This window comes from Clavibacter zhangzhiyongii, assembly GCF_014775655.1.
Lineage (GTDB): Bacteria > Actinomycetota > Actinomycetes > Actinomycetales > Microbacteriaceae > Clavibacter > Clavibacter zhangzhiyongii.
Map to the genome: position 1 here is coordinate 1245662 of NZ_CP061274.1, position 14321 is coordinate 1259982.

Genomic DNA, 14321 nt, shown 5'->3' on the forward strand with positions numbered 1-14321 from the left:
CCGGGGCCGGACGGATGCCGGCTCACGGCCGCGGCGCGCCTCGGCCCGGGCCGCCCTCAGCCGCCGGGGACGGGATCCGCCGCGAGGTCCGGCCGGGCCGCGCGCACCAGGTCGCGCACGCTCTCCACCGCCTCGCGCACCACGTCGTGCCCGCCGCGCGGGGTCGCCTGCGCGACGCGGGCCCGGCGGAGGAACCCGTCCCAGTCGCCGCCGCCCGCGCGCAGCGGCCGGGTCGGCGCGAGCAGCGCAGCGCGGCGGAGCCACACGTCCGGCTCGCCCGCCCAGCGGTCGAGCGCCGCGTCCGCGCGGGCGCGGGCGGATCCGGCCAGGCGCTCGACGAGCGGGCCGATGACGTCGAGGGCGAGCGGATCCACGAGCGCCCGCAGCCGCGCGTCCCGCACGAAGCCCTCGATGCGCGTGAGGTCGCCGTTGTCGAGCCGGGCCACGTGCTCCTGCAGCAGCACGACCGCAGCGAGCCGGCGCTCGTACACGCGCGAGCGCCACAGCTCCGACGCGAGCGCCGTCGCCTCGTCGCGGGTCATGCCGGGGCGTCGACGGCCGAGGTCGCGCACGGTGCCGCGGATCGCGCCGACCGACGCGCCCACGAAGTCGAGGTCCGACCGCAGGCGCTCGTGCTCGGCGTCGGCGCGGTACCAGGCGCCCTCGCGCTCGAGCGAGGCCGCGACGAAGCCCGCGTCCTCGGCCAGGTGGTCGGGCGTCATCCGGCGAGCGGCGCCGAGCCCTCGCGGCCGGTGCGGTGCACGAAGGCGCGGCCGAACTCGGCGAGCACGTCCTCGGCCGGATGCGCGGGCGCCCAGCCGAGCACCTCGCGGGCGCGGGCCGTCGACATCACGGGCACGTTCGCGGCGATGTCGATCCAGCCCGGGTCCGTGCGCTGCACGCGCGCCCGCCAGCTCGCGGAGACGAGGGCCCGGAGCGCGGGCAGCGGCACGGCCACGACGCGCGCGCCGAGCAGCCGGCCGACGAGCGCCGGGTCGACGACCGGCTCCGCCGCGATGTTGAAGGCGCCCCCTGCGCGTCGATCGACCGCGCGCCAGAACGCGTCGGCCACGTCCTCGTTGTGCACGACCTGCGACACGAGCTCGCGGGGGAGCGGCAGCACCGGGGTGCGGGTGGCGGCCCCGAGCCAGCGGGTGGGGATCCGGCGGCCGAGGAACAGGCGCGCGATCTCCGCGGCGGCCTCGTCGTGCATCACGAGCCCGGGGCGCATGCGCGTCACGACCACGTCGGGGTGGGCGGCCTCGAAGGCGTCCATCGCGCGCTCGTTCTCGGCCTTGTGCCGTGAGTAGTGGGAGGTGTGGATGCCGCCGGTCGGCCACGACTCGTCGCGCGGCCGGTCCTTGGGCGCCGCGCTGTACGCGCCGACGGACGACGCGACGACGACCTGCGGCACCCCGGCCTGCGCCACGGCCTCGAGGACGTGGGCCGTGCCGACGACGTTGGTGCGGTGCATCACGCGCTCGCGGTGGTTCGGCTGCAGGGCCCAGCCGAGGTGGATCACGGCGTCGGCGCCGCGCATGGTCGCCGCGAGCCCCGAGACCGCGCCCTCCGCGCCGATGTCGGCGAGGCGCCAGGTGACGCCGGCGTACGGCTCCAGCGACGCGTCGGGCATCCGGCGGGCGACGCCCACGATCTCGACCCCCGCGGCGTGGAGGCGCCGCAGCACCCCGGTCCCCAGGTTCCCGGTCGCTCCGATGACGACGACGCGCATGCTGCTCCTCTCCTGCGGACGGGCCCCGACGGGCCGGCGCATCCGCGGGTCCCCTCCATCATGCTCGCCGGTGACGGGCGCGGGGCGGCCGCCCGGGGGACCCCCAGGCGCGCGCGACCGCGGCCCTCTCAGCGGTCGACGGCCTCGATGAGCGATCCCTGCGCGAAGGTCAGCCAGTCGTAGAGGCCGGCGCTCTCGCGCGGCGCACGGTCGCGCCAGGCGTCGGCCTCGTCGATCCGCAGCGGCACGGAGATGGCGAGCCGGAGGTCGTTGAGGGTGCGGAGCCAGGCCTGCGCTCCCGTGGGATCCAGCACCACGAGGAGGCCGCGCCGGCCGATGCCGCGCGCGTCCGCCTCCGCGAGGGTCGCCTCGACGGTCGTCGCGTTCGCGGCCTTGGCCTCCGTGAGGTCGGACGCCGTGAAGCGCCGGAACTCGGCGGACGCCTCGGCGTCGTCGGGGTACGCGTCGGGCAGGAGGCGCGCGGCGACGGGGGAGGGCGGGGCGCCGTCCGCGGCGCCGCCGGTGGTCGCGCCCTCGTCGAGGATCCCGCGGAGCTCGGCGAGCAGCCCGCGCAGCAGCGCGACCTCGTGCGGCTCGAGGTGCGCGGCGACCGTGCCGTCGGGACGGGCGCGGAAGGCCCTCACGCGTCGACCCGCTCGAGGGTCGCCCAGAGGCCGAAGCCGTGCATCGCGAGCACGTGCCGCTCGATCTCCTCGCGGATCCCTGTGGCGACCACCGCGCGGCCGTCCTCGTGCACCCGGAGCATGAGCTCGTCGGCGCGCTCCTTCGTGAAGCCGAAGTAGCTGCGGAACACGTACGAGACGTAGGTCATGAGGTTGACGGGGTCGTTCCAGACGACGCAGCTCCAGACGGGTGGGGTGTCCGCGCGCTCGAGGAGGCTCGTGTCGCTCCCCGTGCTCGTGCCGGCGCCGGGATCCGCCGCGGGCGGGTCCTCGGCCCGGCGCGCGGCGGGGCGGACGGGGACGCGCGCGTCCCGGGCGGTCGTGGTCATCGCGCTCCTGACGGATCCTCCCGGCGGGCGGCCGGAGCCTCCATCCTCCCTCGCCGCGGCGCCCGTGCAGGACGCCGGCGGCCGACCGTCACGCACCGGGCCGCACGAGGCCGCAGTCGTACGCGAGGATCACGGCCTGCACCCGGTCCCGCACCTCGAGCTTCGCGAGCACCCGGCCGACGTGCGTCTTCACGGTCGACTCGGAGAGGTACAGCCGGCCCGCGATCTCCTGGTTGGTGAGGCCCTCGGCGAGCGCCGTGAGCACCTCCAGCTCACGCGCGGTGAGGGGCCGCAGCCGGGGATCCGCCGCACCCTCGCCCGTGCCCGCGGCGCCGCCGGTGGCCGGCATAGTCGGGCCGAGCAGCTCGATCATGCGGCGCGTGACCCGGGGAGAGATGGCCGCATCGCCGTCCGCCACCGCGCGGATCGCCTCCATGAGGTGCTCCGGCCGGGTGTCCTTCACGAGGAACCCGCTGGCGCCGGCGCGCAGCCCGGCGAACGCGTACTCGTCGAGGTCGAAGGTGGTGAGCACGATCACGCGCGTGGCCGGGTGCCGCGCGACGATCTCCGTGGTCGCCTCGATGCCGTCCATGCCGGGCATCCGCACGTCCATGAGCACGATGTCGGGCGAGAGCTCGCCCGCGCGGGCCACGGCGGCGCGGCCGTCGGCGGCCTCGCCGACCACCGCGATCCCCGGCTCGGCGTCGAGCACCATGCGGAAGCCCATGCGCACGAGCGCCTGGTCGTCCACGATGAGCACGCGGACGGGGCGGGAGCTGTCGGTCATCTGTCCTCCTGGATCCGGGGGCGGCGCGCGGCGGCGACGGGGGGTCGTGGGGCGTCGCCCGGCCGCACGTCGTGCAGACCGCTCGGCATGCGGGCGAGCACGCGCCAGCCGCCGGCCTCGCGGCGCCCGGCGGTGGCGGTGCCGCCGTAGACGGCCATCCGCTCGCTCACGCCGAGGAGCCCGCGCCCGCTGCCGGGGACCGGGGGCACGACGGGGCCGGTGCGGTCGTCGTCGGTGATCTCGATCACGATCTCCTCGGGCCGGTGGTCGACGCGCACGTCGACCCGGTCCGCGTTGGGGGCGTAGCGGAGCACGTTGGTCAGGGACTCCTGCACGACGCGGAAGACGGCGAGCTGGCGGCCGGGGTCGTCGGGCGGCGGGCCCGTGCTGGTGAAGCGCACGGGGAGGCCGGTGGTGCGGAACGAGTCGACGAGCGCGGCGAGGTCGCCGTGGCCCGGCTGCGGCGCGCGGGGGGACGCGGCGGACGCGTCGAGCTCGCCGGGCTCCTCGGCCAGGACGCCCAGCATCCGCCGCATCTCGGAGAGGGAGGTGCGGCCGGTGTCGGCTACCTCGCGCATGGCGTCGCGCGCGAGCTCGGGTCGTGCGACGGCCGCGGCCTGCGCGCCGTCGGCGAGCGTCACCATCACCGTGATCCCGTGGGCGACGATGTCGTGGATCTCGCGCGCGATCCGGGTCCGCTCCGCCGCGGTCGCGAGGCGGGCCTGCTGGTCGCGCTCCCGGGCGAGCTGCACGGCGAGGTCGCGCAGCGCCTCCACGTAGCGCTTGCGTCCGCCCACGTTGGTGCCGATGAGCGTCGCGATGAGCAGGGGGACGAGGTTGACGAGCAGCATCGTCGCGGCCGAGAGGTCGAGCGGCCCGGAGCCGGTGGTGGCGGGGACGATCCCGACCGTGAGCGCCGCCGCGCCGCCGAGGCCGATCCATGCGCGGCGCGAGGACCCGTGCACGGCGACCGCATACAGAGCGATGGGGATCGCGCCGCCGTCGAAGCCGCCGACGATGATCGCGTTCGCGGTGGCGCAGGCGCCGCTGACCGCCAGCACCGTCACGGGCCGGCTGCGCCGCAGCATGAGCGTCGCGCCCATCACCAGCGACAGCACGACGAGCACGACGCCGGTGCCGGTGCCGGGCACGGCCGCGCGGCTTCCGACGGCCGCCCCCGCGGCGATGGACGCCCAGGTGAAGAGGAGCGCGATCGCCGCGTCGACGATCCGCGGGTGCCGGGCCATCCATCCGCGGATGGCGCCGGGAGGGGTGGGCAGGCGGACGCCGTCGGGCGCGGCGACGTCCGCCGCGCCCGACGGCGCCCTCCTGCCCCCGTCGATCAGGCGTCCCGCTTGCGGGCGAGCACCAGCGCGGGCACGAGGATCACGGCGACCCATGCGAGCATCACGAGCAGCGCCTGCCAGAACTCCAGCTGACCGGGCGCGCCCGTGCTCATGCTGTAGAGGCGGTTGCCGGCGCTGAGCGGGAAGTAGGGCTCGAGGTCGGCGACCCAGGACAGCACGCCGCCGAGGAGGCTGCCGACGATGGGCACGACGAGCACGAGGCCCACGAGCGCCCCGATCCCGGCGGCGCCGTTGCGGAGGAGCAGGCCGAAGCCGAAGCCCATCAGCCCGATGAGCACGACGAAGAGGACGCCGCCCAGCGCGGCGAGCAGGAACCCGCCCGACAGGACGTCGACCTCGGCGCCGCCGGCGGCGAAGTAGCCGCGGGCCACGAGGAGCGCGACCGCGACGGCGACCGCGGTCACGACGAAGGTGACGAGCGTGTACACGATCGCCTTCGCCAGGAGCACGCCGAGGCGGCGCGGGGCGGCGCTGAACGTCGAGCGGATCATGCCGGTCGAGTACTCGCCGCTGACCACGAGCACGCCGAGCACGCCCGCGACGAGCATCGAGAGGGTCACGCCGCTGAGCGCGACGGAGATGAGGAGCGCGTCGGCGGGGGCGCCGGGGAGGCCGAGCTGCTCGCTCAGCTGGTCGACCACGAACGGCGTGAAGAGCGCCGAGAAGCCGACGAGGAGGAGGAACACGAGCGCGAAGCACCAGATGGTGGAGCGGAGCGTGCGGAGCTTGATCCACTCGGAGCGCATGAGGCGCCCGAGCGTGGGGCGGCCCGACGTCACCGGGGCGGGTGCGTAGGCGGTGGGGGTGGCGGTCATCGTGCGGTCTCCTGCTCGGTCGTGCCGACTGCGGCGCTGTGGTACTCGACGTCGCCCTGCGTGAGCGACAGGTAGGCGTCCTCGAGGGACGCCGTGACGGGCGTGAGCTCGTGCAGCACGACGCCGGCGGAGAGCGCGGCGTCGCCGACCTGCGCGGCCGTGAGGCCGGTGATCTCGATGAGGTCGCGCTCGACGCTCGTCACCACGACCTCGGGCCGCGCGAGCGCCTGGCCGAGGCGGTCGGCGTGCGGCGACCGGACGCGGACGAGCCCGCTGGTGGCGCCGGCGACGACGGCCGCGACGGGGGCGTCGGCGAGCACGCGGCCGCGGCCGAGGACGATGAGGTGGTCGGCCGTCTGCGCCATCTCGCTCATGAGGTGCGAGGAGAGGAGCACGGTGCGGCCCTGCCCGGCGAGGTAGCGCGTGATGTTGCGCACCCACAGAACGCCCTCGGGGTCGAGGCCGTTGACGGGCTCGTCGAGGATCAGCGTGCGCGGGTCGCCGAGGAGCGCCACCGCGATGCCGAGGCGCTGGCCCATGCCGAGCGAGAAGCCGCCGACGCGCTTCTTGGCCACGGGCTGCAGGCCGGTCATCTCGATGACCTCGTTCACGCGGCTCCGGGGGATTCCGTGCGTGGCGGCCATCGCGAGCAGGTGGTTGTAGGCGCTGCGGCCGGTGTGGACGGCCTTCGCGTCGAGCAGCGCGCCGACCTCGTGAAGCGGCGCCTGCAGGTCGCGGTAGCGGTGGCCGTTGACGGTCACGGAGCCCGACGTCGGGGTGTCGAGCCCGACGATCATGCGCATGGTCGTCGACTTCCCGGCGCCGTTCGGACCGAGGAATCCGGTCACCATGCCCGGCTGGACGGTGAAGCTCACGCCGTCCACGGCGGTCTTCGCGCCGTAGCGCTTGGTCAGGTTCTCAGCGACGATCATGCGCGCTGCCTCCTCAGGATGGGGTCGCGGACCCAGCGCCCGCATCCCCCACGCTAGGGGCGGGGTCCTCGGGGTCGCGTCCCCCCTCCGGCCCAGCCGGCGGGCGGCGGTGGTACCAGGGTGCCGCGTCAGGCGGTCCTGTCCGCCAGGGTCGCGAGGCGCGCGGCCGCGTCCTCGAGCACGTCGACGCGCTTGCAGAACGCGAACCGCACGAGCGACGCGTGCTCCGCCGCGAGCGGCTCCCGGCAGAAGGCCGACAGCGGCACGCCCACCACGCCGACGAGCGCCGGCAGCCGCAGGCAGAGCTCCCTGGCGTCGGGGAAGCCGAGGGGCGCGGCGTCCGCGACGATGAAGTAGCCGGCTGCGGGCAGGTGGATCCGGAAGCCGGCCGTCGTCAGCCCCGCCGCGAGCAGGTCGCGCTTGCGCCGCAGGTCGTCGGCGATCCCGTCGAAGACCCGGTCGGGCAGGCCGAGCCCGGTCGCGATGGCGGGCTGGAAGGGCGCGCCGTTGACGAACGTGAGGAACTGCTTCACCGCGAGGATCGCCGACACGAGCGGGGCCGGCGCCGTCAGCCAGCCGATCTTCCACCCCGTGGTGCGGAACGTCTTGCCGCCGGAGGAGATCGTCACGGTCCGCTCCCCGGCGCCCGGCAGCGTCGCGATGGGCACGTGCCGGCCGTCGAACACCAGGTGCTCGTAGACCTCGTCGGTGACGATCACGGCGTCGTGCGCGATCGCGAGCTCCACCACGAGCTGCCGGACCTCGGGGTGGAGCACGGTGCCGGTCGGGTTGTGGGGGTCGTTGAGGAGGATCACGCGGGTGCGGTCGGTCACCGCGGCGCGCAGGTCGTCGAGCCGCGGCTGGAAGTCGGGGGCGTGCAGCGGCACCGTCCGGTGGATCCCTCCGGCCAGCGAGATCAGCGCGCCGTACGCGTCATAGAACGGCTCGAGCGTGACGACCTCGTCGCCGTCCTCGACGAGCGCCAGCAGCGTGGCCGCGAGCGCCTCGGTCGCGCCGGCGGTGACGAGGACCTCCGTGTCCGGGTCCGCCTCGAGGCCGTAGAAGCGCGACTGGTGCGTCGCGACCGCGCGGCGCAGCTCGGGGGTGCCGCGGTCCGGCGGGTACTGGTTCATGCCCGCGGAGATCGCGGCCCGTGCCGCCTCGAGCACCTCCGTCGGGCCGTCCTCGTCCGGGAACCCCTGGCCCAGGTTGATCGCCCCGGTCGCCGCCGCGAGCGCGCTCATCTCCGCGAAGACCGTGGTGCCGGGCGTCCCGTCGTCGCCGAGCAGCATCGCCCCGCGGGCCGCGCGCACCCACGCGCCGGGAATCGTCATGCGCCCATCATGGCGCGCGTCCACCCCTTGCGAGTCGTACCCGGACATGCGCAGTCCCTTTCTGGAAGGGCAAGACGGTCGGTCGCACAAGGTGTGCAGACACCGGGCGCCCTTCCGCAGTGCTGGCCTAGGTTGCTGATCCCCAGCCGCCTCTCCCGTCTGCTCATCACGAGCTGCCGGTCGCGAGGGCAAGACCGCATTAGCGACGATGACAAGGAACTCATGAGCCCGATCAGACGAGCGCGCCGCGGATGGCTCCCCGATGTCTGGGTCACCGCTGCGTGCAGCTACCTCCTGGTATCCATGTTCAGCAGCTGCGCGGGGCCGTCGCCTCGGGTCGAACAGACCGGGACGCCAACTGTGTCACGAGCAGACCAAGACGCCCAGGCATTCCAAGAAAAGTACTCCGCGTATGTTTCGTTGCCTCTCGACACGATGTCCGAGCGTGACCTCGCGCCCTTGCTCACGGGTAACGTGCTCTCGGAGAGCGTCGCCGAGATCGCAGATGCAAGAGACAAGGGAACGCATTTCCTAGGCAAGTACACATACACCGGGTTCACGATCACGGACCGCGGTACAGATCCAAACGGGCGTTACTTCATGGTCGCTCAGGCCTGTCTCGATGTCACCGGGACCCGCGTCGTGGACTCGGCGGGGCAAGATGTGACACCTCGCCGCGATCCGACGCAATCGATGCAGATGAAAGCCGTTCAGATGGATGACGGAGATTGGCGCATCAGTGACGTCCTCCGCAACGACGAGGTGCACGCATGCGATTGATGCTGGTGGGGTTCGTAGCGATAGTCGCGATGCTTACGACGGCAGAAACACCTGCTCTTGCAGAGGCCAGCTCGTGCGGTGCCTTGATGCCGAGCGCCGGGAGCTGCACATCGGGTCGCATCGTCGGAGACTCGATTCAGTTGGTAGGGACGGCGGCGCGCTCGGGGGACAGCGGTCTCGTCGGGCATGTTCCCATATCTCAGGACGGCACCGGTGACGGGCTGCCGGCCCCGGTGGTGCAGCCGCCAGTGCCACGGGGGCGGTTGGCGGCGGATGTCGATTCCCCATGTCGGCCCGGGGTCGGCGGGTGCCTCGATGGGGATCACGCGTTCTTGCCGCCAGCGAAGGCGCCGACGAAGCCCGCGGATCCGGTCCCGGTGGTGCCGGCCGGTCCCGGGGTGTCGTTGGAGGACGTGGCGCAGTTCGTACCGCGGTCGGCGTCGATCCGGTCCCAGCCGAACGGATGGGCGCTGGTCGGTGCTCCCGTGAACCTGCTCACGGACGCGACCGCGCAGGTGGTCGACGGTCAGCTGCTGGGCCGTCCCGCGCAGGTGCGGTTCGTGCCGGTCGAATTCGTCTGGGACTACGGGGATGGCACGTCGACGACGGTGCAGAGGCCGGGGGCGTCCTGGCGGGAGCTGGGTCAGCCTGACTTCTCGGCGACGGACACGAGCCACGTGTACCCGACCATGGGGGACCGGCAGGTGTCCTTGACCATCGCGTACTCGCCGAGCTACCGGTTCGACGGGGGCGCGTGGCAGCAGATCCCGGGGACGCTCCCCGTGCAGGTGGGCCCGGTGACGATCCACGTGCTGGAGGGGTCCACGGTGCTGGTCGGCGGGGCGTGCGGCACGCGGGACGCCGGAGCCGGATGCTGACCCGGCGACCCTGACCCGCGCGGTCATGGGAGCGGCGGCGGCATGGCATCGGCACCCACGCCGCGTACGCTCGATCCAGCACGGGCCTCGTGCTCCGTCCGCCCGGAGGATCCTCCATAGGGCGGGCGCGGCGCGCTGTCAGGGCAGGCATAGAGAACACCCAGACACGCTCGGGATGCTGGCGTGACCTGAGAGGAGCACCACCGATGACCGACAGAAGCCACGGAGCAGACGAGCACGAGGGCGGCCGCGACGTCGGCGGTCCTGTGGACGGCTCCTCGAACGGCCCGGCATCGTCCTCGGACGCTCCCGCGGAAGCGTCCGCCTGGCCCGCACCGGCCGGCCCGGCCGCAGCAGCGCATCCCGCGCCTGCGAGCCCCGCCCCGGGCAGCCCCGATCAGCGCGACATGCTCCCTCACGGCTCCGCTCCCGCGTCGACGTCGTCCGCGGACACCCTCCCCGTCACGGCGACCGCACCCGACGGATCCGCCGCCGCCGGCGCCAGCGCCACCCCGCCTCCCCGCAAGAAGGCGAACAAGGCGCTCCCGCTCGTCGCCATGCTCGCGGTCGGGGCGCTCATCGGCGGCGCGGCCGGCGGCCTCACCACCTGGGCCATCGCGCACGACGACGACTCCACCGCATCGGTCAGCCAGTCGCCCGCGAACATCACCGTGAACGACCCCGACGATGCGACCCCCATCACGGCGGTCGCCGCCAAGGTGTCCAGCTCCGTCGTCACCATCGAGGTCGCGGGCGCGCAGGCGGGCGGGACCGGATCGGGCGTCATCCTCTCCGCGGACGGCTACGTCCTCACCAACACGCACGTCGTGACGCTCGACGGACAGACCGGCGACGGGAAGATCCAGGTGAAGACGGCCGACGGCGCGCTGTACACGGCGAAGCTCATCGGCACGGACCCGGTCGTGGACCTCGCCGTGATCAAGATGGACGACGCCAGCGGTCTCACGCCCATCGACTTCGCCGACTCGTCGAAGCTCAACGTCGGCGACACCGCCATCGCGATCGGTGCGCCCCTCGGGCTCTCCGGCACGGTGACGGACGGCATCGTCAGCGCGCTCGACCGCAGCATCCAGGTCGCCTCGTCGGCGGCCCCCGAGACTCCCGGCGACGGCAGCCAGAGCGACGAGACGCCGTTCAACTTCTGGCCCTTCGGCAACGAGGGACAGGGCGGATCCGGCGGCCAGGGCGGCCAGGGCGGCCAGGGCCAGGCCAGGCCGGCGTCGACCATCAACCTCGCCGTCATCCAGACCGACGCGGCGATCAACCCCGGCAACTCGGGCGGCGCGCTCCTCGACGCCGACGGGAAGCTGATCGGGATCAACGTCGCCATCGCCAACGCCGGCGGCGCGAGCGGGACCTCGGGGAGCATCGGCGTCGGCTTCGCCATCCCCTCGAACCTCGCCAAGCGCGTCGGCCAGGAGATCATCCAGACCGGCCGTGCGTCCCACGGGCTGCTGGGTGCGAGCGTCCGCGACGTGGCGGCCGGCGACTCGTCGACCCCCGTGGGCGGCGCCTTCGTCGCGGACGTGCAGAGCGGCGGCGCCGCGGCGAACGCCGGCCTCAAGCAGGGCGACATCGTGACCGCGTTCAGCGGCATCCCGATCAGCAAGGCGAGCGACCTCACCGCGCAGGTGCGTGCGCTGCCCGGAGGCAGCGACGCCGAGCTCACCGTCCTGCGCGGCGGTCAGAAGCAGCAGGTCGACGTGAAGCTGGGCACGCTCCAGCAGTAGGCGCGACTCCCGGAGGGGCGGATCGGCGGGTGCCGGTCCGCCCCTCCTCGCGTCGGGCGCGGCGAGGGGCCACCGGGAGGCTGGTAAACTCCTGCGAGGCTCGGCCCCCGACAGGCCCCGGCCGCACCTCCCCAAGAGATCGGCTCAGATGGCGCAGCACCCGCGACACGACCCGGTCGCCGGCGGCCCCGGCGATCTGCCCGCCGTCTCGTACGTCATGCCGATCCTCAACGAGGCGGCGCACGTCCGCGCGGCGGTCGACAGCATGATGCGGCAGGACTACGCCGGCCAGATCGAGGTCGTCCTCGCGCTCGGCCCGAGCACGGACGGCACGACCGAGGTCGTCCGCGAGATGGCCCGGGCGGATCCGCGCATCACGAGCGTCGACAACCCCTCGGGATCCACGCCCGGCGGCCTCAACGCCGCCATCCGCGCCACACGCCACCCCATCGTCATCCGCGTCGACGCCCACTCGCTGCTCCCGCACGACTACACGCGCATCGCCGTGGAGACGCTGCAGGCGACGGGCGCCGACAACGTCGGCGGCCTCATGTCGGCCGAGGGGCGCACCCCGTTCGAGAAGGCGGTCGCCCGCGCGTACGGCGCCCGCGTCGGCCTCGGCGGCACCGCCCACCACGTCGGCGGCAAGGAGGGGCCGGCGGAGACCGCGTACCTCGGCGCCTTCCGCCGCGAGCGCCTGGTCGAGGTCGGCCTCTTCGACGAGGGCGTGCGCCGCGGCCAGGACTGGGAGCTGAACCGACGCCTCCGACAGACCGGCGGTCTGGTCTGGTTCACCCCGCGCATGAAGGTCACCTACCGCCCGCGCTCCACCTTCCGCTCGCTGATCCGCCAGTTCTTCGCCACGGGCCTGTGGCGCGGGGAGCTCGCGCGGCGGTACACGCGGCAGAACTCGGTGCGGTACTTCGTGCCGCCGGTCGCCGTGGCGGGCGTGGCCACGGGCCTCGTGCTCGGCGTCGCCGGCCTCGTCGGACCCGCGATCGGCCTGCCCGGCCTGCGACGGCTCGTCGCCGCGTTCGTCGTGCCCGGCGTCTACGCCGGCTTCGTCCTCGTGAGCACGGTGACCGTGGCGTCGCGGGACGGCGCGGCGACCATGCTGCGGTTCGCCGCCGTGCTGCCGTCCATCCACTTCAGCTGGGGCACCGGCTTCGTCCTCGGCTTCCTCGAGCTCACCGACGACCTCGACGGGCACACGGGCCGATGACCGCGCAGCCCGGCACCGGCGATCGCGGCCTGCCCTCCTCCATAGCCGAGCTCCGACGGATCACGCAGCCGCCCGAGGTGCGTCTGCGGGCGAACGCCGAGCACTGGACGGCGCACCTCTACCTCCGCGACCTCTCGCCGTACCTCACGTGGCTGCTGCTGCGCACCCGGATCAGCGCGAACGGCGTGACGGTCGTGATGATCCTCACGGGCTGGGCCGCCGCCGCGTCGCTCCTCATCCCCGGCATCGGCGGTGCCGCCCTCGCGCTGGTGCTCGGGCAGCTGCAGATGCTCGTCGACTGCTGCGACGGCGAGGTGGCCCGCTGGCGGCGCACGTCCTCGCCCGTCGGCCACTTCCTCGACGCCGTGGGGCACTACTCGACCGAGACGCTGATCGCGCTGGCCCTGGGGATCCGCGCCGCCGCGTATCCCTTCGAGGCGCCCGGGGCCCTGCCCTGGACGACGCTCGCGTTCGCGCTGGCCCTCGTGATGGTGCTCAACAAGGCGCTCAACGACATGGTCCGCGTGGCCCGGGCGTCCGCCGACCTGCCCAAGGCGCCCGTCGGCGCGGCAACGGTGGCGTCTCAGCAGTCGCTGATCGCGGTCGCGCGCCGGGCCGTGCGATTCCTGCCCTTCCACCGGATGTTCCACTCGGTCGAGCTGACGATCGTCGTCTTCGCCGTCGCGCTCGTCGGCCTCGTGGCCGGCCAGCCGGCGACCGACCGGGTGCTGCTCGTCGCGCTCGTGCCGCTGGCCGTGCTCGCGCTCGTCGGCCACTTCGTCATGATCGTCACCTCCCGTCGGCTGACCTCCGCGTGACCGGCACCCTGCCGCGCGTCGGCGTCGTCGTCCTGAGTCAGGGGCGCCGGCCCGACGGGCTGGCCGCGTCGCTGCGCTCGGTGCTCCGGCAGGAGGGCGTGGTGGTCGACGTGGTCGTGGTCGGCAACGGGTGGGCGCCGGCGGGCCTCCCGGAGGGTGTCCGCGGCGTGCACCTGCCCGAGAACCTGGGCATCCCCGCGGGACGCAACGCCGGCGTGCCGCACGTCGGCGGCGAGACGCTGTTCTTCCTCGACGACGACGAGACCGTCCCGAGCGCGACCTTCCTCGCCGACTGCCTCGCGCTGATGCGCGCATCCGGGGACGTCGCGCTCGTCCAGCCGCGCATCATCGATCCGACCGGCGCCGCGACGCCGCGCCGGTGGATCCCACGTATCCGCAAGGGCGATCCCGCCGCGTCGAGCGCCGTCTTCTCCGTGCTCGAGGGCGCCGTCGTCGTCCGTCGCGACGCGTTCGAGGCCGCGGGCGGCTGGGCGGGGGAGTTCTTCTACGCCCACGAGGGGATCGAGCTCGCCTGGCGCGTCTGGGACCAGGGCCTGCGCGCGTGGTACGCGGGCGACCTCGTCGCGCATCACCCCGCCGTCGCCCCCACGCGCCACGCCGAGTACCACCGTCTGAACGCGCGCAACCGCGTCTGGCTCGCGCGCCGCAACCTGCCGCTGCCGCTCGTGCCCGTGTACGTCGGATCGTGGACGGCCGTGCAGCTGATCCGCACCGCACGGAACCGCGACGGGCTCGGGACGTGGATGCGCGGCTGGCGCGAGGGCTGGACGACCTCGCCGGGAGTGCGCCGGCCGCTCTCGTGGCGCACGGTCCTGCGCATGACGCGCGCGGGCAGGCCGCCCGTCATCTGATCGTGATCCGGCCGCGTCCGG

General features: G+C 74.1%; 16 protein-coding genes. 6 read left to right on the forward strand and 10 right to left on the reverse strand.

Features of this window, described 5'->3' with window-relative positions; genetic code table 11:
• Window positions 1-56: 56 nt before the first annotated feature.
• The 9 genes from H9X71_RS05980 to H9X71_RS06020 all read right to left on the reverse strand — a co-directional run bounded on the left by H9X71_RS05980 (window position 57) and on the right by H9X71_RS06020 (window position 7979).
• Window positions 57-722 (reverse strand): DNA alkylation repair protein, encoded by a 666-nt coding sequence (locus H9X71_RS05980; RefSeq protein ID WP_425321409.1) that lies wholly within the window; start codon window positions 720-722, stop codon window positions 57-59.
• Window positions 719-1732 (reverse strand): NAD-dependent epimerase/dehydratase family protein, encoded by a 1014-nt coding sequence (locus H9X71_RS05985; RefSeq protein ID WP_191148764.1) that lies wholly within the window; start codon window positions 1730-1732, stop codon window positions 719-721. Before H9X71_RS05985 ends, H9X71_RS05980 begins: the two co-directional genes overlap by 4 nt.
• A 128-nt stretch (window positions 1733-1860) precedes the next feature.
• On the reverse strand, window positions 1861-2376 hold the full coding sequence (locus H9X71_RS05990; protein ID WP_191148765.1) for a DUF2017 family protein: 516 nt from the start codon (window positions 2374-2376) through the stop codon (window positions 1861-1863).
• Complete coding sequence (gene clpS, locus H9X71_RS05995; RefSeq protein ID WP_191148766.1) at window positions 2373-2744, reverse strand: ATP-dependent Clp protease adapter ClpS; 372 nt, start codon at window positions 2742-2744, stop codon at window positions 2373-2375. Before clpS ends, H9X71_RS05990 begins: the two co-directional genes overlap by 4 nt.
• Window positions 2745-2832: 88 nt before the next feature.
• Window positions 2833-3531 (reverse strand): response regulator transcription factor, encoded by a 699-nt coding sequence (locus H9X71_RS06000; protein WP_191148767.1) that lies wholly within the window; start codon window positions 3529-3531, stop codon window positions 2833-2835.
• Window positions 3528-4778 (reverse strand): sensor histidine kinase, encoded by a 1251-nt coding sequence (locus H9X71_RS06005; RefSeq protein WP_191148768.1) that lies wholly within the window; start codon window positions 4776-4778, stop codon window positions 3528-3530. The genes H9X71_RS06000 and H9X71_RS06005 overlap by 4 nt, the downstream gene beginning before the upstream one ends.
• A gap of 95 nt (window positions 4779-4873) precedes the next feature.
• On the reverse strand, window positions 4874-5713 hold the full coding sequence (locus tag H9X71_RS06010) for an ABC transporter permease subunit (RefSeq protein WP_191148769.1): 840 nt from the start codon (window positions 5711-5713) through the stop codon (window positions 4874-4876).
• The gene (locus tag H9X71_RS06015) at window positions 5710-6645 is read right to left on the reverse strand and encodes an ABC transporter ATP-binding protein (protein WP_191148770.1); all 936 of its coding nucleotides are present in this window, start codon (window positions 6643-6645) and stop codon (window positions 5710-5712) included. The genes H9X71_RS06010 and H9X71_RS06015 overlap by 4 nt, the downstream gene beginning before the upstream one ends.
• Before the next feature lie 128 nt (window positions 6646-6773).
• Window positions 6774-7979: an aminotransferase class I/II-fold pyridoxal phosphate-dependent enzyme gene (locus tag H9X71_RS06020; RefSeq protein WP_191148771.1), complete on the reverse strand. Its 1206-nt coding sequence runs from the start codon at window positions 7977-7979 to the stop codon at window positions 6774-6776.
• Between the two features lie 435 nt (window positions 7980-8414).
• On the opposite strand from H9X71_RS06020, the gene H9X71_RS06025 reads away from it, so the two are divergent.
• On the forward strand, window positions 8415-8759 hold the full coding sequence (locus tag H9X71_RS06025) for a hypothetical protein (protein ID WP_191148772.1): 345 nt from the start codon (window positions 8415-8417) through the stop codon (window positions 8757-8759).
• A 322-nt stretch (window positions 8760-9081) separates the two neighbouring features.
• On the opposite strand, the gene H9X71_RS14905 is transcribed toward H9X71_RS06025, so the two are convergent.
• Window positions 9082-9258: a hypothetical protein gene (locus H9X71_RS14905; RefSeq protein WP_244961841.1), complete on the reverse strand. Its 177-nt coding sequence runs from the start codon at window positions 9256-9258 to the stop codon at window positions 9082-9084.
• On the opposite strand from H9X71_RS14905, the gene H9X71_RS14910 reads away from it, so the two are divergent.
• The 5 genes from H9X71_RS14910 to H9X71_RS06050 all read left to right on the forward strand — a co-directional run bounded on the left by H9X71_RS14910 (window position 9245) and on the right by H9X71_RS06050 (window position 14300).
• A complete protein-coding gene (locus tag H9X71_RS14910; protein WP_244961843.1) occupies window positions 9245-9637 on the forward strand; it encodes a hypothetical protein in 393 nt (130 codons plus the stop codon). The genes H9X71_RS14905 and H9X71_RS14910 overlap by 14 nt on opposite strands.
• Before the next feature lie 206 nt (window positions 9638-9843).
• Entirely contained in the window at window positions 9844-11388 is a 1545-nt protein-coding gene (locus H9X71_RS06035; RefSeq protein ID WP_191148774.1) for a S1C family serine protease, read from the forward strand.
• Between the two features lie 148 nt (window positions 11389-11536).
• Complete coding sequence (locus H9X71_RS06040) at window positions 11537-12610, forward strand: glycosyltransferase family 2 protein (RefSeq protein ID WP_191148775.1); 1074 nt, start codon at window positions 11537-11539, stop codon at window positions 12608-12610.
• Complete coding sequence (locus H9X71_RS06045; RefSeq protein ID WP_191148776.1) at window positions 12607-13428, forward strand: CDP-alcohol phosphatidyltransferase family protein; 822 nt, start codon at window positions 12607-12609, stop codon at window positions 13426-13428. Before H9X71_RS06040 ends, H9X71_RS06045 begins: the two co-directional genes overlap by 4 nt.
• Complete coding sequence (locus H9X71_RS06050; RefSeq protein WP_191148777.1) at window positions 13425-14300, forward strand: glycosyltransferase family 2 protein; 876 nt, start codon at window positions 13425-13427, stop codon at window positions 14298-14300. Before H9X71_RS06045 ends, H9X71_RS06050 begins: the two co-directional genes overlap by 4 nt.
• Window positions 14301-14321 lie beyond the last annotated feature (21 nt).

Bases quoted from the DNA above. Each gene is read 5' to 3' on its own strand.
- H9X71_RS06040 (WP_191148775.1), top strand. From the start codon at position 11,537: ATGGCGCAGCACCCGCGACACGACCCGGTCGCCGGCGGCCCCGGCGAT.
- H9X71_RS06010 (WP_191148769.1), bottom strand. From the start codon at position 5,713: ATGACCGCCACCCCCACCGCCTACGCACCCGCCCCGGTGACGTCGGGC.
- H9X71_RS05980 (WP_425321409.1), bottom strand. From the start codon at position 722: ATGACGCCCGACCACCTGGCCGAGGACGCGGGCTTCGTCGCGGCCTCG.
- clpS (WP_191148766.1), bottom strand. From the start codon at position 2,744: ATGACCACGACCGCCCGGGACGCGCGCGTCCCCGTCCGCCCCGCCGCG.
- H9X71_RS06025 (WP_191148772.1), top strand. From the start codon at position 8,415: ATGTCCGAGCGTGACCTCGCGCCCTTGCTCACGGGTAACGTGCTCTCG.
- H9X71_RS06045 (WP_191148776.1), top strand. From the start codon at position 12,607: ATGACCGCGCAGCCCGGCACCGGCGATCGCGGCCTGCCCTCCTCCATA.
- H9X71_RS05985 (WP_191148764.1), bottom strand. From the start codon at position 1,732: ATGCGCGTCGTCGTCATCGGAGCGACCGGGAACCTGGGGACCGGGGTG.
- H9X71_RS06000 (WP_191148767.1), bottom strand. From the start codon at position 3,531: ATGACCGACAGCTCCCGCCCCGTCCGCGTGCTCATCGTGGACGACCAG.
- H9X71_RS06035 (WP_191148774.1), top strand. From the start codon at position 9,844: ATGACCGACAGAAGCCACGGAGCAGACGAGCACGAGGGCGGCCGCGAC.
- H9X71_RS06015 (WP_191148770.1), bottom strand. From the start codon at position 6,645: ATGATCGTCGCTGAGAACCTGACCAAGCGCTACGGCGCGAAGACCGCC.
- H9X71_RS06005 (WP_191148768.1), bottom strand. From the start codon at position 4,778: ATGGCCCGGCACCCGCGGATCGTCGACGCGGCGATCGCGCTCCTCTTC.
- H9X71_RS06020 (WP_191148771.1), bottom strand. From the start codon at position 7,979: ATGACGATTCCCGGCGCGTGGGTGCGCGCGGCCCGCGGGGCGATGCTG.